At 74.0% G+C, this 21,274-nt stretch carries 22 protein-coding genes; 7 read left to right on the forward strand and 15 right to left on the reverse strand.

The window, feature by feature from the left end; all coding sequences use genetic code 11:
• The first annotated feature begins 65 nt into the window (after positions 1-65).
• Entirely contained in the window at positions 66-335 is a 270-nt protein-coding gene (locus ACFRAR_RS32820; protein ID WP_380702924.1) for a hypothetical protein, read from the forward strand.
• 107 nt (positions 336-442) lie between these two features.
• On the opposite strand, the gene hemB is transcribed toward ACFRAR_RS32820, so the two are convergent.
• The 7 genes from hemB to ACFRAR_RS32855 all read right to left on the reverse strand — a co-directional run bounded on the left by hemB (position 443) and on the right by ACFRAR_RS32855 (position 7,756).
• Positions 443-1,423, reverse strand: coding sequence for a porphobilinogen synthase (hemB, locus tag ACFRAR_RS32825; RefSeq protein ID WP_380702926.1), 981 nt, complete (start codon positions 1,421-1,423; stop codon positions 443-445).
• Between the two features lie 68 nt (positions 1,424-1,491).
• Entirely contained in the window at positions 1,492-3,138 is a 1,647-nt protein-coding gene (locus ACFRAR_RS32830; protein WP_380702928.1) for a uroporphyrinogen-III synthase, read from the reverse strand.
• Entirely contained in the window at positions 3,135-4,142 is a 1,008-nt protein-coding gene (gene hemC, locus ACFRAR_RS32835) for a hydroxymethylbilane synthase (protein WP_380702930.1), read from the reverse strand. Before hemC ends, ACFRAR_RS32830 begins: the two co-directional genes overlap by 4 nt.
• Before the next feature lie 41 nt (positions 4,143-4,183).
• Positions 4,184-5,527: a glutamyl-tRNA reductase gene (locus tag ACFRAR_RS32840; protein WP_380702932.1), complete on the reverse strand. Its 1,344-nt coding sequence runs from the start codon at positions 5,525-5,527 to the stop codon at positions 4,184-4,186.
• Between the two features lie 25 nt (positions 5,528-5,552).
• A complete protein-coding gene (locus ACFRAR_RS32845) occupies positions 5,553-6,452 on the reverse strand; it encodes a redox-sensing transcriptional repressor Rex (RefSeq protein ID WP_380702969.1) in 900 nt (299 codons plus the stop codon).
• 118 nt (positions 6,453-6,570) lie between these two features.
• Positions 6,571-7,317 (reverse strand): exonuclease domain-containing protein, encoded by a 747-nt coding sequence (locus ACFRAR_RS32850; protein WP_380702934.1) that lies wholly within the window; start codon positions 7,315-7,317, stop codon positions 6,571-6,573.
• A 163-nt stretch (positions 7,318-7,480) separates the two neighbouring features.
• Positions 7,481-7,756, reverse strand: a complete 276-nt coding sequence (locus ACFRAR_RS32855; RefSeq protein ID WP_380702936.1) for a glutaredoxin family protein — start codon at positions 7,754-7,756, stop codon at positions 7,481-7,483.
• Positions 7,757-8,034: 278 nt separating this feature from the next.
• Here ACFRAR_RS32855 and ACFRAR_RS32860 point away from each other — a divergent pair, with 278 nt between their 5' ends.
• The 3 genes from ACFRAR_RS32860 (at position 8,035) to ACFRAR_RS32870 (ending at position 11,985) form a co-directional block, all read left to right on the forward strand.
• Positions 8,035-9,066 (forward strand): HAD-IB family hydrolase, encoded by a 1,032-nt coding sequence (locus tag ACFRAR_RS32860; protein ID WP_380702938.1) that lies wholly within the window; start codon positions 8,035-8,037, stop codon positions 9,064-9,066.
• Between the two features lie 602 nt (positions 9,067-9,668).
• Positions 9,669-10,430, forward strand: coding sequence for an ECF subfamily RNA polymerase sigma factor, BldN family (locus ACFRAR_RS32865; protein WP_380702972.1), 762 nt, complete (start codon positions 9,669-9,671; stop codon positions 10,428-10,430).
• A gap of 265 nt (positions 10,431-10,695) precedes the next feature.
• Positions 10,696-11,985 (forward strand): DUF5667 domain-containing protein, encoded by a 1,290-nt coding sequence (locus ACFRAR_RS32870; protein WP_380702940.1) that lies wholly within the window; start codon positions 10,696-10,698, stop codon positions 11,983-11,985.
• Positions 11,986-12,084: 99 nt separating this feature from the next.
• Here ACFRAR_RS32870 and ACFRAR_RS32875 read toward each other — a convergent pair whose 3' ends face one another.
• The 5 genes from ACFRAR_RS32875 to ACFRAR_RS32895 all read right to left on the reverse strand — a co-directional run bounded on the left by ACFRAR_RS32875 (position 12,085) and on the right by ACFRAR_RS32895 (position 16,288).
• Positions 12,085-13,092, reverse strand: coding sequence for a lysophospholipid acyltransferase family protein (locus ACFRAR_RS32875; protein WP_380702942.1), 1,008 nt, complete (start codon positions 13,090-13,092; stop codon positions 12,085-12,087).
• Between the two features lie 7 nt (positions 13,093-13,099).
• Positions 13,100-14,218: an NAD-dependent epimerase/dehydratase family protein gene (locus ACFRAR_RS32880; RefSeq protein WP_380702945.1), complete on the reverse strand. Its 1,119-nt coding sequence runs from the start codon at positions 14,216-14,218 to the stop codon at positions 13,100-13,102.
• Positions 14,219-14,367: 149 nt separating this feature from the next.
• Positions 14,368-14,466, reverse strand: a complete 99-nt coding sequence (locus tag ACFRAR_RS32885; RefSeq protein ID WP_003948845.1) for a 30S ribosomal protein bS22 — start codon at positions 14,464-14,466, stop codon at positions 14,368-14,370.
• Between the two features lie 190 nt (positions 14,467-14,656).
• The gene (locus ACFRAR_RS32890) at positions 14,657-14,866 is read right to left on the reverse strand and encodes a helix-turn-helix domain-containing protein (protein WP_045699258.1); all 210 of its coding nucleotides are present in this window, start codon (positions 14,864-14,866) and stop codon (positions 14,657-14,659) included.
• Between the two features lie 225 nt (positions 14,867-15,091).
• The gene (locus tag ACFRAR_RS32895; RefSeq protein WP_380702947.1) at positions 15,092-16,288 is read right to left on the reverse strand and encodes an acetoin utilization protein AcuC; all 1,197 of its coding nucleotides are present in this window, start codon (positions 16,286-16,288) and stop codon (positions 15,092-15,094) included.
• Between the two features lie 200 nt (positions 16,289-16,488).
• Here ACFRAR_RS32895 and ACFRAR_RS32900 point away from each other — a divergent pair, with 200 nt between their 5' ends.
• The gene (locus ACFRAR_RS32900) at positions 16,489-17,013 is read left to right on the forward strand and encodes a hypothetical protein (protein WP_380702949.1); all 525 of its coding nucleotides are present in this window, start codon (positions 16,489-16,491) and stop codon (positions 17,011-17,013) included.
• 131 nt (positions 17,014-17,144) lie between these two features.
• Positions 17,145-17,684 carry a hypothetical protein gene (locus ACFRAR_RS32905; RefSeq protein WP_380702951.1) on the forward strand — a complete coding sequence of 180 codons (540 nt, stop codon included), beginning with the start codon at positions 17,145-17,147 and terminating at the stop codon, positions 17,682-17,684.
• On the opposite strand, the gene ACFRAR_RS32910 is transcribed toward ACFRAR_RS32905, so the two are convergent.
• A complete protein-coding gene (locus ACFRAR_RS32910; RefSeq protein WP_380702953.1) occupies positions 17,677-18,903 on the reverse strand; it encodes an MFS transporter in 1,227 nt (408 codons plus the stop codon). The two genes, ACFRAR_RS32905 and ACFRAR_RS32910, sit on opposite strands and share 8 nt — an antisense overlap.
• Positions 18,904-18,999: 96 nt before the next feature.
• Positions 19,000-19,827 (reverse strand): pyrroline-5-carboxylate reductase, encoded by an 828-nt coding sequence (proC, locus tag ACFRAR_RS32915; protein WP_380702955.1) that lies wholly within the window; start codon positions 19,825-19,827, stop codon positions 19,000-19,002.
• 262 nt (positions 19,828-20,089) lie between these two features.
• Here proC and ACFRAR_RS32920 point away from each other — a divergent pair, with 262 nt between their 5' ends.
• Positions 20,090-20,539 carry a hypothetical protein gene (locus tag ACFRAR_RS32920; RefSeq protein ID WP_380702957.1) on the forward strand — a complete coding sequence of 150 codons (450 nt, stop codon included), beginning with the start codon at positions 20,090-20,092 and terminating at the stop codon, positions 20,537-20,539.
• Between the two features lie 74 nt (positions 20,540-20,613).
• On the opposite strand, the gene ACFRAR_RS32925 is transcribed toward ACFRAR_RS32920, so the two are convergent.
• Entirely contained in the window at positions 20,614-21,144 is a 531-nt protein-coding gene (locus ACFRAR_RS32925) for a hypothetical protein (protein WP_380702959.1), read from the reverse strand.
• Positions 21,145-21,274 lie beyond the last annotated feature (130 nt).

The following is a 21,274-nucleotide window of genomic DNA, read 5'->3' on the forward strand; positions in this document are numbered from 1 at the left end:
GGACCGCCGGGTGTGATCACGTGTCAGAGCGTCCACGGGGGCGCTCCCAGAGAGAGGGCAGTTCCATGAAGAGCAAGCTGGCCAAGGCCGCCCTGACCGCCGCCGCCGCACTGGCGCTCGCGGGCGCCGGCACCCCGGCCTTCGCGCACGTCGGCGTGGTCGGCGGCGGCGAGTTCGCCGCCTCCGCCAACGAGCCGTTCGCGGCCGGCGGCGGCTTCGGCGTCGCCCACGCGGGTGACACCGCCGCCGGCGGCTTCGGCGGCGGCGCGGCCACCGCCACCGACCTGGTCGGCGGTGGCGCGGGCTTCGCGCACGCCGGCGGCGTGGGCATCTAGGCACGGGCACCTAGGCGCGGGCATCCAGGCGTAGGCCTCCGGCCCGAACCGGAAGGCCGGGCCGCTCCCTCTCGGGGGCGGCCCGGCCTTCTGCCGTGCGGCGTCCGCTACTTGAGCATCGCGGCGGCCTCGACGGCCCAGTAGGTGAGGATCTGCTCGGCGCCCGCGCGGCGGATCGAGGTGAGCGTCTCCATGATCATCCGCTCCCGGTCGATCCAGCCGTTCGCGGCGGCCGCCTCGACCATCGCGTACTCGCCGGAGACCTGGTACGCGGAGACCGGCACCGGGGAGGCGTCGGCGACCTGGCGCAGGATGTCCAGGTAGGCCATGGCAGGCTTCACCATCACCATGTCCGCGCCCTCGGCGAGGTCCTGCTCCAGCTCGCGCAGCGACTCGCGGGCGTTGGCCGGGTCCTGCTGGTAGGCCTTGCGGTCGCCCTTGAGCGAGGAGCCGACGGCCTCGCGGAACGGGCCGAAGAACGCCGAGGCGTACTTGGCGGTGTAGGCGAGGATGCCCACGTCCTGGTGCCCCGCCTCGTCCAGCGCCCGGCGGATCACACCGATCTGGCCGTCCATCATGCCGGACGGGCCGACCAGGTGGACGCCCGCGTCGGCCTGCACCCGGGCCATCTCGGCGTAGCGCTCCAGGGTGGCGTCGTTGTCGACGCTGCCGTCGGCGGCCAGCACGCCGCAGTGGCCGTGGTCGGTGTACTCGTCCAGGCAGAGGTCCGACATGACCACCAGGGAGTCGCCGACCTCGGAGACCACGTCCCGGATCGCCTGCTGGAGGATGCCGTCCGGGTTGGTGCCCTCGCTGCCGACCGCGTCCTGCACCTCGGGAACGCCGAACAGCATCAGGCCGCCGAGGCCCGCCTCGGCCGCCTCCACCGCGGCCTTGCGCAGGCTGTCCCGGCTGTGCTGGACGACACCCGGCATCGACGTCACCGGGACGGGCTCGCTGACGCCCTCACGGACGAACACCGGCAGGATCAGCTCCGCCGGGTGCAGCCGGGTCTCGGCCACCAGACGGCGCATCGCCGGGCTCTGGCGCAGCCGACGAGGGCGTACGTACGGGAATTCAGCGGTCACGGCTTCTCTCTCCGAACGGTTGTGCAGTGCCGGGGGCGACGGTCGGCCGCCCTCGGCCATGAGGGGTTTCAGCGGGCCTTGCGGCGCGAACCGGGACGGCGCTCGCTGGGCCGGTAGACCGGCTCACCGGCGGCCGTCGCGGTGTCGCGGCGCTTGGCCCCGAAGTCTGCCAGCGCCTGGGCCAGCGCGGCCGCCGACGGCGCCGGGGCCATCACGTCGACCCGCAGGCCGTGCTCCTCGGCGGTCTTGGCGGTGGCCGGGCCGATGCAGGCGATGACCGTCACGTTGTGCGGCTTGCCCGCGATGCCGACCAGGTTCCGGACGGTCGAGGACGAGGTGAACAGCACCGCGTCGAAGCCGCCGCCCTTGATCGCCTCGCGGGTCTCGGCCGGCGGCGGCGAGGCGCGCACCGTCCGGTACGCCGTCACGTCGTCGACCTCCCAGCCCAGCTCGACCAGGCCGGCCACCAGGGTCTCGGTGGCGATGTCGGCGCGCGGCAGCAGCACCCGGTCGATCGGGTCGAAGACCGGGTCGTACGGCGGCCAGTCCTCCAGCAGACCGGCAGCGGACTGCTCGCCGGAGGGCACCAGGTCCGGCTTCACGCCGAAGTCCACCAGGGCCTGGGCGGTGGTCTCGCCGACCGCCGCGACCTTGATCCCGGCGAACGCCCGGGCGTCCAGGCCGTACTCCTCGAACTTCTCCCGGACGGCGCGCACCGCGTTCACCGAGGTGAAGGCGATCCACTCGTAGCGGCCGGTGACCAGGCCCTTGATGGCCCGCTCCATCTGCTGCGGGGTGCGCGGCGGCTCGACCGCGATGGTCGGCACCTCCTGCGGCACCGCGCCGTACGAGCGCAGCTGCTCGGACAGGCCGGTGGCCTGCTCCTTGGTGCGCGGCACCAGGACGTTCCAGCCGAACAGCGGCTTGGTCTCGAACCACGAGTGCGAGGCGCGGTGGGCGACCTGCTCGCCCACCACGGCTATCACCGAGGTGGCCGGGTCGACCGGGGCGGAGACCGGCGAGGGCAGCACCCGGGCGGCCTTCAGGTCGGCCGCGATGCCGGACAGGGCGGAGGTGAAGGTCCGCTGGCGGGTGGTGGTGCCGGAGAGCGTGGCGCTGAGCGCCGACTCCGGCTTGCGGCCGCCCGCGACCAGGGCCGCGGCGGTGGCCGGCAGCTGGCCCAGGGTGGTGCGGACCACCAGGGTGGTCTCCGGCGCGCCCAGGTCCACCGGGCTGCCGGCCAGCAGCGCGGCGCCGTCCACGAAGCGCACGTCGGTGCCGGCGCCGGCCCGCAGCGGGACACCCGCGTACGCCGGGACGCCGACCGACTGGGCGACGCCCGGGATCACCTCGAACGGGATCCCGTCGCCCGCGCAGCTGAGCATCTCCTCGGCGGCGCAGCCGTCCAGGCCCGGGTCGCCGTCGACGGTGCGGACCACGTGCTTGCCCGAGCGGACGGCCTCGGCGACCAGCTTGGCCAGGTCGAAGGCGGCGCCCTCGGCGGCGGGGCTGTGCACCTGCACGGCGGACGGACAGTGGCTGCGCACGGCGGCGGCCGTCAGCGGGTCGGCGACCAGCACGTCGGCGGTGGACAGCACCTCGACCGCGCGCAGGGTCAGCAGCCCCGGGTCCCCGGGGCCCGCGCCCAGGAAGGTGCACCGTCCGGTGGCGGGCTGTCCCGAGAACAGGGCGTCGGTGGCGGCGGTGGGGCTCATCGGGCTCGCTCCCCCATCAGGGCGGCCGCGCCCGCGGCGAGCAGCCGGTCGGCCAGCGCGCGGCCGAGGGCCACCGCCTGCCGCTCGGCGGTCTCGTCGAGGACGATCGGACCGTTGGCGGACATCTTCAGCAGGGCGGATCCGTCGGGGTTGCCGACCACGCCGTCCAGCCGCAGTTCGTTCTCCCGGCCCCAGGTGGCCAGCGCGGCCACCGGCGCCGAGCAGCCGGCCTCCAGGGTGGCCAGCAGGGAGCGCTCGGCGGCCACGGCGACCCGGGTGGGGGCGTGGTCCAGCGCGGCGAGCGCGGCGGTGAGTTCGGTGTCGGCGGAGGTGCACTCGACCGCCAGCGCGCCCTGGCCGGGGGCCGGGACCATCAGCTCGGTGTCGAGGTGCTGGGATATCTCGGCGCTGCGGCCGAGCCGGTTCAGGCCGGCCGTCGCCAGCACCACCGCGTCCAGCTCACCGCTGGTCACGAAGCCGATCCGGGTGTCCACGTTCCCGCGGATCGCGACCGTCTCCAGCTGGGCGCCGCGGGCGGCGGCCCAGGCGTTCAGCTGCGCCATCCGGCGGGGCGAGCCGGTGCCGACCCGGGCCGGGCGGCCGGCGCCGGCCAGCTTCTCCACCAGCTCGTCCAGGGACAGGCCCTCGGCCGAGACCAGCGCGTCGCGGACGTCCTCGCGCACCGGGACGGCGGCCAGCGCCAGGCCCTCGGGGGCGGCGGTGGGCAGGTCCTTGAGCGAGTGCACGGCGAAGTCGATCCGGCCCTCCAGCAGCGCGTCGCGCAGCGCGGAGACGAACACACCGGTGCCGCCGATCTGCGCCAGCGACTCCCGGGAGGTGTCGCCGTAGGTGGTGATCTCCACCAGCTCGACGGGGCGCCCGGTGACCCTGGTCACCTCGCGGGCCACCATGCCCGACTGCGCCATGGCGAGGGCGCTGCGCCGGGTTCCGAGCCGCAGGGCCGCGGTGGCCGAGGGCTGCTCCGTGATCGCTTGACCATTCATGAGGTGATCGTCCCGGTGGTACTCGTGGGATGGCTGACGGTTCATCTGGCGCCCCCGGCGGAGGGCTGGGGCGCACCGCCGACGGGCGTGCCCGACACGGCGTGCACGGCCGCCGGGTCGAGGTCGAACAGTTCGCGCAGCGCCTCCGCGTAGGAGGCGCCGCCGGGCTCGGCGGCCAGCTGCTTCACCCGGACGGTCGGGGCGTGCAGCAGCTTGTCGACGACGCGGCGGACGGTCTGGGTGATCTCGGCGCGCGAGCGCTCGTCCAGGTCGGGCAGCCGGGAGTCCAGCCGGCCGAGCTCGGCGGCGACCACGTCGGAGGCCATCGAGCGCAGCGCGACCACGGTCGGCGCGATCCGGGCGGCCCGCTGGGCGGCGCCGAAGGCGGTCACCTCGTCGGAGACGATCCGGGTGACCTCGTCGACGTCGCCGGCGCCGGGGCTGGCGGCGTGCGCGTGGGAGAGGCTCTCCAGGTCGACCAGCAGGGCGCCGTCCAGCTCGTGCACGGCGTGGTCGACGTCGCGCGGCATGGCGAGGTCGAGCAGGGCCAGCGGCTGGGCGGACGGCGCACGGGTGGCGACGGCGGCGGCCACGTCCTCGGCCTTGATCACCACGCCGGACGCGCCGGTGCAGGAGATCACCAGGTCCACGTCGGCCAGCGTGTCCGGCACCTTCTCCAGGTCCAGGGTGCGGGCCACGTCCGGGCCGAGGATCTCGACCAGCCGCTCGGCCCGGGCCGGGGTCCGGTTGGCGATCAGCAGGTCGGTCACGCCGGCGCGGACCAGGGTGGCGGCGGCCAGCGAGCTCATCGAGCCGGCGCCGACCACCAGCGCGCGCTTGCCGGCGATCTCGCCCGCGCCCGCCGCGACCTGCTCCAGGCCGAAGGTGACCAGCGACTGGCCGGCTTTGTCGATGCCGGTCTCGCTGTGCGCCCGCTTGCCGACCCGCAGCGCCTGCTGGAACAGCTCGTTCAGGCCGCGCCCGGCGGTGTGCTCGTCCTGGGCCTTGGCCAGCGCGTCGCGCAGCTGACCGAGGATCTGGCCCTCGCCGACGACCATCGAGTCCAGGCCGCAGGCCACCGAGAAGATGTGGTGGACGGCGCGGTCCTCGTAGTGGACGTACAGGTGGGAGGTCAGCTCCTCCAGGTCCACGCCGCTGTGGTGGGCCAGCAGCAGCGACAGTTCGGCGACGCCGGCGTGGAACTTGTCCACGTCCGCGTACAGCTCGATCCGGTTGCAGGTGTTCACCAGCGCGGCTTCGGCGACGGTCGTGGTGGCGGCCGCGTCGTGCAGCAGCCGGGTCGGTACGTCACCCGTCAGCGCGGCGCGCTCCAGCACCCCGACCGGGGCCGTGCGATGGCTCAGCCCTACGACGAGAAGGCTCATGCCCGCCCCTCACAGCTCTCGGTGTTCATGCGGGCATCACCGCGGAGAGATCCCCGTCGCCGCCCTTGGCGGACTTTCCCTTGGCCTGCTCGGCCTGGTCCTTGGCCGCCGTCTCGGCGGCGCCCCGGGCGGTCTTGCCGGTGCCGCCGGCCGCGCGGCGCAGCTTGGCGGCGGCCGCCCGGACCGGCCCGGGGGCGCGGTCGAGCACCGACTCGGCACGGTCGTCCGGCTCCTCGCCGGCCTTGCGCTGCTCGTGGAAGGCGAGGATCTGGAGCTCGATGGAGAGGTCCACCTTGCGCACGTCCACGCCGTCCGGGACGGTCAGCACGGTGGGGGCGAAGTTCAGGATGCTGGTCACGCCGGCCTCCACCAGCCGGTCGCACACCTGCTGGGCGGCGCCGGGCGGGGTGGTGATCACGCCGATGGAGACGTGCTGGCTCTCGACGATCGACTCCAGCTCGTCCATGTGCCGCACCGGGAGCCCGGCGGCGGTGGAACCGACCACGTTCGGGTCGGCGTCCAACAGGGCGGCCACCCGGAAACCGCGGGAGGCGAAGCCGCCGTAGTTGGCGAGCGCGTGGCCGAGGTTGCCGATGCCGACGATGACGACCGGCCAGTCCTGGGTCAGGCCGAGCTCGCGGGAGATCTGGTAGACGAGGTACTCGACGTCGTAGCCGACGCCGCGGGTGCCGTAGGAGCCGAGGTAGGAGAAGTCCTTGCGCAGCTTCGCCGAGTTCACGCCGGCCGCGGCGGCCAGCTCCTCGGAGGAGACGGTCGGCACCGAGCGCTCGGAGAGCGCGGTGAGGGCACGCAGGTAGAGGGGCAGGCGGGCGACCGTCGCCTCCGGGATGCCCCGGGCACGCGAGGGTCGGCGCGCGGCGCCCTGGTCGGGCGTCTGCGAACTGCTCTGTGGTGGGCGGCCGATTGCCACGGTGCTCCTGTGGGTGAAGCTGGGCTTTGGCAGCCAGGCTATGCGTTTGTGAACGTGTGCACAAAGATGGTGTCCGTTTTGTCCCTGCACAGTGATGCGCATCACGCCGCCGTCAGGCCGTCGGACCCATAGCACCGGAGTGTGTCAGCACGACCTCCGGGGCCTGTGATCCGGGCAGCCAGGGGCCGTACGGCGCCTCCCTGCGCAACAGCGGGACACCGGCGCCGCAGGGGCGGGAGCGGGCCCGGCCGAGCCGGGGCCAGGGCACCCCGGCGGCCTCGCGCAGCGGGCCCGCCCAGTCGTCCGGCGGGCAGGACGGGACGCCCACGCAGTGCCGCAGCAGCTCGGCGGTCACCCGGGCGTCGCCCAGCGCGGTGTGCGCCGGGTACCAGCCCAGGCCCGCCGCCTCCGCACAGGCCGCCAGGCCGTGGCCGCGGGCCTCCGGCAGGTGGGCGCGGGCCAGCCGCATCGTGCACAGCAGCGGGACGGGCGGCAGCGGCACCCCGATCCGGGCGAACTCGCGATCGAGGAAGGCGTGGTCACAGCTGACGTGGTGACCGACCAGCACCCGGCCGGCCAGCAGCTCCAGCAGCCGCGGGGCGATCTCGCGGAAGCGCGGGGCACCCTCGACGTCGCACTGGCGTATCCGGTGCACATGGGTCGGGCCGACCGGGCCGAGCGGGTCCAGCAGGGTGGCGAACTCCCCCTCGGGGCACAGCCGCTCGTCGAGCAGCACCACCGCGACCTCGACCACCCGGTGCCGCCACGGGCTGCGGCCGGTCGCCTCCACGTCCACCACCGCGAAGCCCCGGGCCCCTTCCGGGGTCGCGGACGTCCCAGGGGTGGGGCCGGGAAGCATGGCGGCACTCCTCGCGTGCTCAGCCCCCCACGGGCGCAAACGTGTTCGATCGTAAGCCGACCAACCCGTCGCGCCCCAAGCCGAAACGGAGTGTCTTTGGCAACGATTCGGCGAAGCGCCCCCGCCGAGTGACGGGGGCGGGGGTGTCCGGACGGACGCCCCCTCAGGCCTCCAGGGCCTTGCGCAGGCGGCTCTCGTCGACCCGCCAGAAGTCGTGCTGACGCCCGTCGATCAGGGTGACCGGGATCTGCTCCCAGTAGCGGCGGTACAGCTCCTCGTCCTGGGTGATGTCCTTCTCCTCGAAGGACGCCCCGAGCTCGCCCGCCACCCGGACGATCACCTCGCGGGCCTCGTCGCACAGGTGGCAGCCGGGCTTGCCGACCAGGGTCACGGTCCGGTCCGCGGGCTTGGGGCTCTTACGTCGCAGCAGTGGGCTCACCGCCCCATTCTGCGCCACCCCACCCGCCCGCCCCCGGGGCCCCGGGGGCGTCCCGCCGGTCAGCCCGGATCGGGGCGCGGCGTCGGGGTGCGGCGTCGGGGCGCGCGCATCGCGAGGCGGAGGAGGGGGCGCCTCCCGGCCGGGGGCCGGGGAGCGTCGCGCATCCGAGAACGGCCGGCGGGACGGCCCCCGGGCGCGCGGGGGCCGGACGAGCTGTTCACCTCGCGGGCACGGCTCCGTCACGGTCGGCGCGCGCCGGGCTGGCTATCCTCGGTGACATGGCCGTGCTCAGAAGGCTCACCCAGGCAAGGCGTTCCGGCAGCGAGCGGAGCGCCCTGGCCGGCGAAGCCGCGGCCGAGGCCGCGCTGCGCGCCGCACCCGGGCCGGACCGCGCCGGCCGGCCGGCGGGCGCGCCGGACGCCCCGAGCACCCCGGAGACTCCGGACGCTCCGGACACCCCGGACGCTCCGGACGCGGGAAAGCCGGGCAAGACCCCCAAGGCCCCGGCCGAGAACCACACCCCGGACCCGGACGACCCCCGCGCCGCCGCCTTCTTCGACTGCGACAACACCATCCTGCGCGGCGCCGCGATCTTCTACCTCGGCGTCGGCCTCTACCGCCGGGGCTTCCTCACCCGCCGCGACATCGCCCGCTTCGCCTGGCAGCAGGCCTGGTTCCGGCTGCACGGCACCGAGGACCCGGACCACATCTCGGACGCCAAGCAGTCCGCCCTCGGCATCGTCGCGGGCAAGCGCACCGCCGACCTGGAGGCGATCTGCGAGGAGGTCTTCGAGGAGGTCGTGGCGGACAAGATCTGGCCGGGCACCCGCGCCCTGGTCCAGATGCACCTGGACGCCGGCCAGCGGGTCTGGCTGGTCACCGCCGCCCCGCTGGAGGTGGCCCGGATCATCGCCCGGCGGCTCGGCATGACCGGCGCGCTCGGCACCGTCGCCGAGGCCCGGGACGGTCTCTACACCGGCCGGCTGGTCGGCGACATGCTGCACGGCCCGGCCAAGGCCGCCGCCGTCCGCGCGCTGGCCCGGCGCGAACGCCTCGACCTCGACCGCTGCGCCGCCTACAGCGACTCGGCCAACGACATCCCGATGCTCTCGCTGGTCGGCCACCCGTACGTGGTGAACCCGGACGGCGCGCTGCGCCGCCACGCCCGGGCCCAGGGCTGGCGGGTGCGGGACTTCCGGACCGGACGCAAGGCGGCCCGGGTGGGGCTGCCGGCGGCGGCCGCGCTCGGGGTGCTGGCCGGCGCGGCGGCGGCCGGGGTGGCGCTGAACCGGCGCCGGCGCACCGCCTGAGGGCCGCGCCCGGGCCCTTTCCCGCACGCTCGCCCGGGAGGGTGAGCACACGTCAACCATGCCTCTGACCTGGCCCCTCGTACGGGCGAACTCCCTTGCAGCGCAGGGCAGTCCGGGGTGCCTGCACGAACCTGTCGGCCGGTGACCGGTTCTGATCGTTCGCCAGGCCGGGAAAGTCAGGGGTTGCCGAGCCCCAAGGCTGGGAAACCGCCCCCGAGGCCGCCAAATTGGTCACCCTGGGCGCCCGTTCGATCACGTTGAGCCGGATGAACGCCGACAGCTCCGGTCACTATCAGCCGAACATGCACAACAAATGGATCCCAAACGACCACTTCGACCACACGGTGTAGCTGTCATTGCACAAAGCGTTATTCTCTCCTGGATGCGCGTCACCACGCGTCCCGCTCGAACGGACGCCCCTGACGCGCTCTCCGCGCAGGCGGAGGTGATCCGTCCACAGTTCTGCCTCTGGGAGTCCCGTGTACCCACCCGTCCGGAACGACGCGCCTGCACCCTCCCGCCCGTCGTCCGCGCCCCTGCGCACCCGCACCGGCCTCCGGGACCGGCCCACCGTCGAGCGGCAGATCTCCACCGGCCTGGACCTGCTCCGCAGCCTGCTCCGCAGCCAGTTCGACGGCCGGCTCGGCGGCACGCCCCGACTCGCGCTCGCCGGAGGAACGTTCGGCCAGCCCCAGGGCCCGGGTGCGGCGCTGCGCACCACCGCCGCCGGCTCGACCGGCACCGGCTCGCGCGGCCGCACCTCCGGTGTCGGCCGGGGCCGCGCCAGGACCGCGCCCAGCCCCGGCTACGAGACCGAGCACAACCCCGTCATGGAGCTGGTCGAGCGGGCCCAGGCCGGCGAGAGCGAGGCCTTCGGCCGGCTCTACGACCACTACGCCGACACCGTGTACCGCTACATCTACTACCGGGTCGGCAGCCGGGCCACGGCCGAGGACCTCACCAGCGAGACCTTCCTGCGCGCCCTGCGCCGGATCGGCACCTTCACCTGGCAGGGCCGGGACTTCGGCGCCTGGCTCGTCACCATCGCCCGCAACCTGGTCGCCGACCACTTCAAGTCCAGCCGCTTCCGCCTGGAGGTCACCACCGGCGAGATGCTCGACTCCAACGAGTGCGAGCGCAGCCCGGAGGAGTCGGTGCTGGAGTCGCTCTCCAACGCCGCCCTGCTCGAAGCGGTCCGCCGGCTCAACCCCCAGCAGCAGGAGTGCGTCACCCTGCGCTTCCTGCAGGGGCTCTCGGTCGCCGAGACGGCCCGGATCATGGGCAAGAACGAGGGCGCCATCAAGACCCTCCAGTACCGGGCCGTCCGCACCCTGGCCCGGCTGCTCCCGCCCGACGCGAGGTGAGGGGCGCGGTGGACGGCGCGGCCGCGGTGCGGCCCGGCCGTCCGTCACCGCCGACGCCCGGCCGACACGTCAGGGTGAACGGTCGGTCCGATGATCAGCCGTGCGTAACCGACCGCCGGTACCGCTCGTTGGCCAGCGTGCAAGCCCCCACCGGGCATACGGTCAAGTCGAATTGCGGCCTATCACCCGATGGAGTGTCTTTGGCCAGCCTGGGCAACCGTCCGGCGGGCCGGGGTGTCGACAACGACGAAGGGAGGTGTGGCCCGTGACGGCAAACGTGCTTGAGCACCGGCGGGCGAAGGCCTTCGCCGAGGCGCTGGAGGCCCACCAGGCGGAGCAACGCGCTACGGCCACCGCCGGATCGGACAACACCGCTGCCACCGAAGCCGGTTCGGCCGCGATGGCCGGACTGGTCGGACTGACCGACGCGCTGGGGGCGCTGCCCGGGCCGGCCCTGGACCGGGAGGTCCGGACGGTCCAACGCGCCCAGCTGATGGCCGCGTTCGAGCAGGCCTTCGCCGGAGGGACGGGCGCCGCGGTGCCCCGCCAGCGCCGCCACCGGGCGATCCGGACGGCACCGCGCGGCCGTTGGAGCCGCCGGTTCGCCATCGGCGGACTGGTCGCCGGGCTCGCCGTCGGCAGCCTGGCCGGCGCCGCCGCGGCCAGCTCCAACGCCCTTCCCGGGGACTCCCTGTACGGCCTGAAGCGCGGACTGGAGGGCCTGCGGCTCGACTTCGCGGGCTCCGACTCCGAACGCGGCGAACTGCTGCTGGACAGCGCGGCCACCCGGCTCGGCGAGGCCAAGGCCCTCGTCGGCCGCACCGGCCCGGCCGGCGCGCTCAGCGACACCACCGTCGAACAGGTCCGCCGGGCACTGGACGACATGCACGCCGACGCCCTCAAGGGCCGCGAACTGCTGCGCTCGGTCTACCGCAGCAACGGCTCGCTCGACCCGATGCGGGCGCTGGCCGGATTCGCCCACGACGAGGACGGCCGCTGGAGCGAGCTGCAGGGCCGGCTGCCCGCCCAACTCACCCGGCAGGCCCATCTGGTGAACCAGCTCTTCGACGACATAAGCGAGGACGTCGCGCCCCTGCGCCTGGCCCTGCCCCCCGCCGTCGGCGGTGGTGGCGCGGCCGGCTCCGGAGCGGGCGACGGCTCGTCCGCGTCGACCGGCGGTTCCCCGGCCGGCTCCCCGGCGAACGGCTCCGGCAGCACCGCCGGCACCGGGCAGGCCCCGGGCGCCCCGGCCGGAAACCACCCCGGCGCCACCGAGCACGCCCCGGCCGACCCCGGTGCCGGCGCGTCCGGCAACGGCGGCAAGGGCGGCCTCCTGCCGGACAACCTGCCCACCGGCGCCCCGGACGCCGTCAACGGCCTGGTCGGCGGCCTCACCAGCGGGCTCACCGGCACCAAGCCCTCACCCAGCGCCGACGCGGCGCCCCAGGCACCGCAGCCGGGCGCGCCCAGCGCCCCCGCGGCCCAGCCGCAGGGCGTCGAGGTGCCGCCGCTGCTTCCGGACCTGCTGCCGGGGCTGCGCATCCTGGGCGGCTGACGAAAGGACGGCGAGGGCCCGGCGGAGTGCGATATCCGCCGGGCCCTCGCACGTCGCGGGACCGTGCCGCCTCCGGGGCCCGGGAGGACCCCGGAGGTCTCAGAAGAACACCGACCGCCGCTGCACCAGCAGCTGGTAGAGGGTGTGCTGGATGGTCTCCCGCACCTCGTCGGCCAGGTCGAAGACCAGCATCGGGTCGTCCGCCGCCTCCGCCGGATAGGTGTCGGTGGCGATCGGCTCGCCGAAGCGGATCGTCCACTTGGTCGGCAGCGGCAGCACCCCGAGCGGGCCCAGCCACGGGAAGGTCGGCGTGATCGGCACGTACGGCAGGCCCAGCAGCCGGGCCAGCGTCTTCACGTTGCCGATCATCGGGTAGGTCTCCTCGGCCCCGACGATCGAGCAGGGCACGATCGGCACCCGCGCCCGCAGCGCCGAGGAGACGAAGCCGCCGCGGCCGAAGCGCTGGAGCTTGTAGCGCTCGGCGAACGGCTTGCCGATCCCCTTGAAGCCCTCCGGCCAGACCCCGACCACCTCGCCGCGCTCCAGCAGGGCCTGGGCGTCCTCGTTGCAGGCCAGTGTGTGGCCGGCCTTGCGGGCCAGCTCGTTGATGCCGGGCAGCACGAAGACCAGGTCGGCGGCGAGCATCCGCAGGTGCCGCCGGGCGGGGTGGTGGTCGTGGATGACCACCTGGGTCATCAGGGCGTCCAGCGGGATCGTCCCGGAGTGGTTGGCGACGATCAGCGCGCCGCCCTCGGCCGGGATGTGCTCCACGCCCTGGACGTCGATCCGGAAGTACTTCTCGGCCAGCGGGCGCAGCAGCGAGAGCAGCACCTCCTCGGTGAGCTCCCGGTCGAAGCCGAACTCGTCCACCTCGTACTCGCCGGTCAGCCGGCGGCGCAGGAAGGACAGCCCATCGGCGGCGCGGCCCTCCCAGCCCTTGCCGAACAGCCGGGTGGCGGCCGGGCCGAGCGGGCCCGACAGCGCCCCGCCGACGGCCCCGGCGAGCCGGTCGGCCAGTTTCGGCCCCTCGGGCGAGGTCCAGCTGGGCGCGGACTCGATCGGGATGACCTTGGCCTCGGCCGGCGCGTTCTCGGCTGCGGCACTCATCGCGGGTTCAGCTCCTCGGTCGGCGGGGGAGGTTCGGTACGGCGTCCGGCCCGCCCGGTCCGGCGGACGCGGCGCCTTCGGAGCCGAGCAGGGTCGTCAGCCGGTCGGCGGCGGCGGCCAGCCGCTCGGGCGGCAGCAGCCCCGGGCCGGCGGCGGCGGCGAAGTCGGCGAAGGCCTCCGGAGTGCTGAACGCCGGGCGGTAGCCGAAGGTGTCCCGCAGCCGCGCGGTGTCCACCACCCGGCCGTGGGTGAGCAGCCGCAGCTGCTCGGGGGAGACGTCCACCAGCCTGGTCTGCCGGGCCAGCACGGCCATCCAGCTGACCGCGGGCAGCAGCAGCGGCAGGGTCGGCCGGCCGAGTCGGCGGGCGCACTGGGAGAGCAGCAGCACGCCCTCCCCCGCCACGTTGAAGGTGCCGGTGTTGACGGTGCCCGGCACGGGCTCGTCGGCGGCCCGGCAGAGCACCGCGACCGCGTCGTCCTCGTGCACGAACTGCAGCCGGGGGTCGTAGCCGAGGACGGTCGGCAGCACCGGCAGCGCGAAGTACTCGCTGAGCGGGGTGTCCGCGCCGGGGCCGACGATGTTGGCGAAGCGCAGCACCGTCACCGCGACGTCCGGGCGGCGCCGGGCGAAGCCGCGCACATAGCCCTCGACCTCCGCCGCGTCCTTGGCGAAGCCGCCGCCGGGCGGGTCCTTGGGCTGCATCCGCTCGCTGAACACCGCCGGGTCGCGGGGCGCGGAGCCGTAGACCCCGGTGGTGGACTTCACCACGAGCCGGCGCACCCCGGGAGCCTTCTGGCAGGCACCGAGCAGCTGCATGGTGCCGATCACGTTGGACTCCTTCACCGCGGAGCGGTTGGTGGAGCCCAGGCCGGTGGCGCTGACGCTGAGGTGCACCACGGTGTCCACCCCGTGCTCGGCGAGCACCCGGGAGAGTGCCGGGCGGCGCAGGTCGAGCTGGTGGAAGCGGTACGGGGCGGCCGGGCCGGACGGTTCCTCGGGCGGTCTCCGGGGCGGCTGCACGTCCACGCCGACCACCAGGTCCACGCCCGGACGGCGGCGGACCTCGGCGACGAAGCGGGCGCCGAGCTGGCGTGCCACGCCGGTGACGAGCACGACCACACCCACGGTGCTGCACCCCACTCCCCAGGCCCGGGCGGCCTGCGTGCACCGTACCGTGCCGCCCAGGGGGGCCGTGAAACGACACCGCCCGCCCAGGCCACGAGGGCATGGGCGGGCGGTGGAAGCACTGGCGCGCCAGGCGCGGCCGGGGCCGCTTACTTCTTGTTGCGACGCTGAACGCGAGTGCGCTTCAGAAGCTTGCGGTGCTTCTTCTTGGCCATACGCTTGCGACGCTTCTTGATGACAGAGCCCACGGAACAACCCTCGCTCACTGAGACTCTCGCCCGTGAGAGACGGAGTCCATACGACTGACGTGAGGGCCTAGCCTACCGTCCATGGTGCTAAGGCCGTAATCGTGCTCCCCGACACCGGGAAACTCGGGGGAAATCCCGGGCGAACGAGCGCGGGGCCCACCGCTGTGGACCCCGTGCCCGCGCGCCCCCGCTACGCGCTCTCAAGCCGCACGTAGGACTCCTTGAGGTACTCGTGCACCGCCTGCTGGGGCACCCGGAAGGACCGTCCGACCCGGATGGCCGGCAGCTCTCCGCTGTGCACCAGGCGGTACACCGTCATCTTGGACACCCGCATGACCGCGGCGACCTCCGCCACGGTCAGGAAGACGACTTCCTGAAGGGGGCGCTCGACGGAACTCATGACCATCACCCGACCCTTACCCGTGTGCAAGGCACCGGCTTCCCCTCCGGTGACTCCACCGGCACACGTGTATCCCCAGAGTAGTTATGGGTGGTACCAGTGGGAAGAGGGGAAGTGCGGTCCTCGTACGGTGAGAGATAGGACCGTTGCAGTACGTAGCCGACCGGCGGATGGCACCACCCGAGGTACGCATCACCCCTCCCGGGCCCGGTGGGGAGGGCGGGATCAGGCCAACAGGCCGTGCTGGGGGAACACCGCCCGGCGGGTCGCCAGGATGGCCTGATCGAGCCGGTCGGCCGGATCGTAGCCCGAGTCGAAGTCGCGCCAGGCCGGGCGGGCGCCGTCGGTCATCCGCAGCGGGGCCGGGCGGCGGGTGCGGCGGTAGACCTCGGCGCGCCAGGACTCGGGGGTCTCGGTGGCCGGGTCGACGGGCCGGGCGGCGGCGGTGGCGACCAGGTGGGTCCAGGTGCGCGGCACCACGTCCACCACGGCGTAGCCGCCCCCGCCGGTGGCCACCCAGCGGCCCCCGGCGTACTGGTGGGCGAGGTCGTGCAGCGCCTCGGCGATCAGCCGCTGGGCGTCCACGGTGACGGCGAGGTGGGCGAGCGGGTCCTCCAGGTGGGTGTCCGCGCCGTGCTGGGTGACCAGCACCTGCGGCCGGAAAGCGTCGAGCAGTTCGGGCACCACGGCGTGGAAGGCGCGCAGCCAGCCGGCGTCGCCGGTGCCCGCGGGCAGTGGCAGGTTGGCGGCGGAGCCGGGGGCGTCCTCGCCGCCGGTCTCGACCGACCAGCCGGTCTGCGGGAAGAGCGTGGCCGGGTGCTCGTGCAGCGAGATGGTGAGCACCCGGGGGTCGTTCCAGAAGGCCGCCTGGACGCCGTCGCCGTGGTGGACGTCCACATCGACGTAGGCGACCCGCTCGGCGCCGAGTTCGAGCAGCCGGGCGATGGCCAGTGCCGGGTCGTTGTAGACGCAGAAGCCGGAGGCCTTGCCGGGCATCGCGTGGTGGAGCCCGCCGGTGAAGTTGACGGCGTGCGGGGTCTCGCCGTGCCAGACCGCCTCGGCGGCGGCCACCGACTGGCCGGCGATCAGCGCGGAGGCCGAATGGATCGCCGGGAAGGACCAGTTGTCGTCGGTGCCGAGTCCGTGCACCGCGTCGGTGCGGTCGGGGTGGGCGGCGGCGTTCCGGACGGCCTCGACGTACTCCCGGGTGTGCACCAGCCGGAGGGTCGACTCACCGGCGGGCGGAGCGGAGCGGACGGTCACCCCGGGGCCGGTGCTCAGCCCGAGCGCCTCGACCAGGCGCATGGTGAGGGCCAGCCGGGTGGGGTCCATCGGGTGGCCCGGGCCGAAGTCGTACGCGGTGACGGCCTCGTCCCAGAAGAGGTGCAGGCCGCAGGGGGTGTCACGCTCGGCTTCGGGCATGGCCTCCACCGTAGCGGGTGCGGGTGACGGGGCCTTGGCCAGGGCGCGCCGGGCGGCGGTGGCGGGTGCGAACGGACGACGGCGGTGGGGGCGGACGGGCGTCAGGTGCGCGATGAAACTACGGAAGTTGTGGGGCGGCTGTGGAGGCGCGTGTTGAGGCGGTACAGACAAAAGCTTTGCGACTCCATATCCTCTCCGCCATGAAGCCATTCAGCGTGCAACGCCTTGGGGTAATTCTCGCTGCAATACTGGGATTTGGCGTCTTCTTTGCCGCCCAGCCGGCCTCCGCCGCGGTCAACGGCGCCGCCTTCGCGGTCGACAAGTCGACGGCCAAGGCGGGAGACCAGCTGACCCTGACACTGTCCCTCACCAACAGTGAGAACAGCCCGATCTACTTCGCCTACGAGGCCGTCCAGCCCACCTGGCCGGCCAACACCCAGGCCGGAGCCTTCACCATCACCGGCTGCACCGGCGACACCTCGGACTGTGCGACCAACGGGAACAGCGCCAGCTTCCACTTCAACGCGCCGATCGCGCCGGGGGCGTCGAAGAGCGTCACGCTCACCGTCAAGATCACCGACACCCCCGCGTGGGGCACCGCGCCGTACACCCTGAACTGGGCGCCGTACGTCTACTACGAGTTCGGCCAGGTCGGCACCACCGGCACGGCCAAGGACCAGACCTGGACCTACGGGGTGCCCGCGCTCCAGACCGTGATCAGCTGACCCCCCGTCCCGTCGACCGCCCCCGCCGTCTCCCGACGGCGGGGGCCCGCCGGTTCCGGTTGAAGACGGCGGTCGAAGATGGCGTGAAGAGGATGCACGCACGACCTTCACGGCTCCCTATCCTCTCCGCCATGAAGCCATTCAGCGTGCAACGCCTCGGAGCAACTCTCGCCGCGATACTGACACTTGGCGTGATCTTCGCCGCCCAGCCGGCCTCCGCCACCACCACCCGCGACGACGGCGTGATCACCGGCGTCTCGGCCTCCGTCGACAAGAAGACGGCGGCACCGGGCGATGTACTGACCCTGACCCTCTCCCTCACCAACACCGAATCCACCCCCATCACCTTCGCGTACGAGTGGATCGGGCCGAGCTTTCCCTCCAACACGCTGACCGGCGCGTTCACCTTCACCAGCTGCGGCGGGGAGCAGGTGGACTGCGGAGTCAACGGCAACGTCGTCGGCTTCCATCCCACGGCGCCGATCGAGCCGGGCGCCACCCGCACCGTCACGGCCACCGTCAGGATCACCGACACCCCCACCTGGGGCACCGCGCCGTACACCCTGAACTGGGCCCCTTACGTCTACGCCGAATACGGCTACCCGGTCACCAAGACCAGGAGCGGCCCCTTCCTCGACGGCATGCCCGGCCTCCAGACCGTGATCAGCTGACCCCCGCCCCGCCGACCGCCCCGGCCCCCGCCGCCACGCCGGTGGCGGGGGCCGGGGCGAAGCGATCGGCGAGCGGCAGGACGGCCAGCACCAGCAGCATCGGGGCGAGCAGCGCCCAGCGGTACGAACTCGCGTCCGCGATCGCCCCGACCAGCGGCGAACCCAGCAGGAACCCCACGTAGTTGAACAGGTTGAGCCGGGCCACCGCGGCGTCCGAGTCGGCCGGGAAGAGCCGGCCGCCGGCCGCGAACACCTGCGGGATGATCGCGCAGATGCCGAAGCCCAGCACGGTGAAGCCGGCGATGCCCGCCCAGGCGGTGGGCGCGACCGCGGCCACCCCGAACCCGAGCGCGGCCAGCGCGGCCCCGGCGCGCACCACCGCGACGGCGCCGAAGCGCTGCACCGCCCGGTCGCCCAGGGCCCGGCCGAGCAGCATCGCGACCATGTACCCCAGGTAGGAGAGCTTGGCGAGGTCCTCCCGGCTGCCCAGCCCGTCGGTGAGGTACTTGACGCTGTAGTTGGAGACCGAGGAGTCCGCGATGTACGCGAAGGCCATCGCCAGGCAGAGCGGCAGCAGCGGGCGCCACGGGACGGACCGGGCGGCGGCCTCGGCGGCCTCCCGTACGGCGTCGCCGAGTTCGGCCGGGCCGGCGAAGCGGAAGCCGGTCAGCACCGCGAGCGGGGCGACCACCGCGGCGGCCGTGCCGAACAGCACCGGCAGCCCGAGGTCGTAGTGCGAGCCGAGGCCCGCGACCGCCGCGCCGAGGATGCCGCCGAGGCTGAACGCGGCATGGAAGCCGATCATGATCGAGCGGCCGTAGCGGTGCTGGAGCCCCACCCCGAGCATGTTCATACTGGCGTCCAGCGCGCCCACCAGCAGCCCGAACGCGCCCAGTGCCAGGGCGAGTTGCCACAGCGCCCCGCCCAGTCCGGCGGCCGCCAGGCTGAGGCAGACGGCCGGCTGGACCACCCGCAGCACCGCCCTGGCGCCGGTGCGCCTCACCAGCCGCTCGGAGAGGATCGAGCCCACCCCGGCCAGGACCGGCACCGCGGCCAGGAAGACCGGCAGCAGCCCGTCGCTCAGCCCGTACCGGTGCTGGATCTCCGGGATGCAGGTGACCAGCAGGGCGAAGACGGTGCCCTGGAGCAGGAAGCTCACGGCGAGCGCGGCCCGCCCGGCGCGCAGGCCGGGCGGGATGTCGGACGGTGCGGCACTCAAGCGGACCTCCAGGCGGCCTCTCGCTACCGGCCGGTAGGCCGACGCAGGCGAGAGCGTAGGGGGTGCGCGGAGATTGCGGGAGGGGTCGCGCAGCGGTCACTTTCCGCCGGAGGCCAACTCCCGGGAACGGTCGCGGGCCGCCTCCAGGGCGCCGAGCAGGGCGGCCCGCACCCCGTGGTTCTCCAGCTCGCGGATCGCCGAGATGGTGGTGCCGGCCGGGGAGGTGACCGCCTCGCGCAGCTTCACCGGGTGCTCGCCGGAGTCGCGCAGCATCACCGAGGCCCCGATGGCCGACTGCACGATCAGGTCGTGCGCCACCTGCCGGGGCAGCCCGAGCAGGATGCCGGCGTCGGTCATCGCCTCGACCAGGAAGTAGAAGTAGGCCGGGCCGGAGCCGGACAGCGCGGTGGCCGCGTCCTGCTGGGACTCGGGCAGCCGCAGCGCCTTGCCGACCGAGCTGAAGATCTCCTCGGCGCGTGCCAGGTGCTCCTCGGTGGCGTGGGTGCCGCCCGAGATGACGCTCATCCCCTCGTCCACCAGGACCGGGGTGTTGGGCATCACCCGGACCACCGGGGTGCCGGCCGCCAGCCGCTCCTCGAACCAGGTGGTGGGCACGCCGGCCGCGGCCGAGATCACCAGCCGGTCCGGGCTGACGTGCGGGGCCAGCTCCTCCAGCAGGGTGCCCATGTCCTGCGGCTTGACCGCGAGGATCAGGGTGTCGGCGAGCTTGGCGGCCTCGGCGTTGGAGACGGCCACCACGCCGTGGCGGGCGGCGAGTTCGGCCGCGCGCTCGGGGCGGCGGGCGGTCACCAGGACGTCCGCCGGATCCTTGCCGGCCCGCAGCAGACCGGAGAGCAGGGCCTCGCCGATCTTGCCGGTGCCCAGGAAGGCGATCTTCTGTCCGTGTCCCGCGCTGCTGCCCATGGTTCGCTCCTCGCTCCGCTACTGCGGCCATCCTCGCACCGCGGGGTGGCACCCGGGCGGACCGTCCGGCCCGTGGTCCCCGCGGCCCGCCCGACCCGGTCGAGGCCGGACGACGCCGCACGACCCGCGCCCCGAGGCCGGACGCCCTGCACCCCGACACCGGACGACCCGCGCCCCGGCCCCGGACGACCCGTGCCCCTAGGGAGAAAACTCCGGGGTTTCCCCTATGGCTTCCGGTCTCCGGCGGGCGCACCGTGGAGCCATGGCACACGACGAAATGTCCCGACGTGAGAACCGGCAACTCGCCGTCGCCTCGGCGACCGTGGGACCGTGGCGGACCGCCGCGGGGGTCGGTGCGGTGGTGGGGGCGACCGCCCTGGGGGTCGATGCGATCACCGGGAACTGGGCGCTCGACATGCTGGCCGGCCCGGCCGGCTGGGGCCTGTTCTTCTTCTTCCTGGTCGGCACCGTCGGCGGGCAGCTGCGCCGCGACACCGCCGACCGGCGGCTGCGCCGCTGGGCGGACGAGCACCCCTGGCAGTCGGCGCTCCCGGCGGCCGGCGGGATGCTGGCGCTGAACACGCTGGCCCAGCTGTTCCTCGGCGACGAGGGCCTGTTCGGCGCCTTCTTCCTCTCGCTGCTGCCGGCCGGCCTGCTGCTGGCGATCGCCGGGGTGGTCGGGTCGGTCAAGCAGGCCCGGCACAAGGGCTGACCGGCACAAGGACCGACCGGCACGAGGGCTGACCGGCACAAGGGCAGACGGCGGCCGGCGCGCGGCGGCCGCCGTCAGCGCTTGCGCTTGCCCCGGCCCGGCGCCTTGGTGTCGGGCCGGCCGCTGCGGCTCGCCTGGCGCTTCTCGAACTGGGCCACGGCCCGCTCGTAGGCGGCCCGCTGGACCGCCTCGCCGGGGGCCTCGACCAGGCTGCGGGCGAAGTAGGCGAGCAGCGAGCCGGCCCCGCCGATCAGCCAGACCGCGCCGAGCGACTTGTCCTCGGCCATCCAGCCTTCCAGCTGGTCCTTGCCCTCGGTGAGCACCTTCCAGGTGCGCCGCACGGCCATCAGCGAGCAGACCGCGATGGCGGCGGTCAGCAGCCCGTTGAGGAAGGTGCCGTTGTCGGACAGCGCGATGCCCTCGATGCCGAAGCGCAGCACCAGCACCACGGCGGCGGCCGCGACCAGCGAGCCGATCGACACGGCGACCCGGCGCGGCCAGTAGCCGTTGTCCCGGTTCAGCCAGCTGGTGCCGAACCAGCGCAGGGGCTGCGGCTCGGGGGCGCCGGCGGGAGTGGGGGCGGTGGTGGGGGGCTGCTCGCTCACGCCCTCGATTATCACCCGACCGCCCGGAATCGCGGAGGAGCCGTCCCATCGGTGGGACGGCTCCTCCGCGTTCGGTACCGGATCGGCCTCGTTCGGTACCGGATCGGCCTGGTTCGGTACGGGCTCAGCC

Origin of the sequence: Kitasatospora sp. NPDC056651, from assembly GCF_042792155.1 — a bacterium.
Lineage (GTDB): Bacteria > Actinomycetota > Actinomycetes > Streptomycetales > Streptomycetaceae > Kitasatospora.

Excerpts from the sequence above, each read along its gene's own strand:
- ACFRAR_RS32820 (WP_380702924.1), top strand. The coding sequence starts at position 66 with ATGAAGAGCAAGCTGGCCAAGGCCGCCCTGACCGCCGCCGCCGCACTG.
- ACFRAR_RS32830 (WP_380702928.1), bottom strand. The coding sequence starts at position 3,138 with ATGAGCCCCACCGCCGCCACCGACGCCCTGTTCTCGGGACAGCCCGCC.
- hemC (WP_380702930.1), bottom strand. The coding sequence starts at position 4,142 with ATGAATGGTCAAGCGATCACGGAGCAGCCCTCGGCCACCGCGGCCCTG.
- ACFRAR_RS32840 (WP_380702932.1), bottom strand. The coding sequence starts at position 5,527 with ATGAGCCTTCTCGTCGTAGGGCTGAGCCATCGCACGGCCCCGGTCGGG.
- ACFRAR_RS32850 (WP_380702934.1), bottom strand. The coding sequence starts at position 7,317 with ATGCTTCCCGGCCCCACCCCTGGGACGTCCGCGACCCCGGAAGGGGCC.
- ACFRAR_RS32860 (WP_380702938.1), top strand. The coding sequence starts at position 8,035 with ATGGCCGTGCTCAGAAGGCTCACCCAGGCAAGGCGTTCCGGCAGCGAG.
- ACFRAR_RS32875 (WP_380702942.1), bottom strand. The coding sequence starts at position 13,092 with ATGAGTGCCGCAGCCGAGAACGCGCCGGCCGAGGCCAAGGTCATCCCG.
- ACFRAR_RS32890 (WP_045699258.1), bottom strand. The coding sequence starts at position 14,866 with ATGAGTTCCGTCGAGCGCCCCCTTCAGGAAGTCGTCTTCCTGACCGTG.
- ACFRAR_RS32895 (WP_380702947.1), bottom strand. The coding sequence starts at position 16,288 with ATGCCCGAAGCCGAGCGTGACACCCCCTGCGGCCTGCACCTCTTCTGG.
- ACFRAR_RS32900 (WP_380702949.1), top strand. The coding sequence starts at position 16,489 with ATGAAGCCATTCAGCGTGCAACGCCTTGGGGTAATTCTCGCTGCAATA.
- ACFRAR_RS32905 (WP_380702951.1), top strand. The coding sequence starts at position 17,145 with ATGAAGCCATTCAGCGTGCAACGCCTCGGAGCAACTCTCGCCGCGATA.
- proC (WP_380702955.1), bottom strand. The coding sequence starts at position 19,827 with ATGGGCAGCAGCGCGGGACACGGACAGAAGATCGCCTTCCTGGGCACC.
- ACFRAR_RS32920 (WP_380702957.1), top strand. The coding sequence starts at position 20,090 with ATGGCACACGACGAAATGTCCCGACGTGAGAACCGGCAACTCGCCGTC.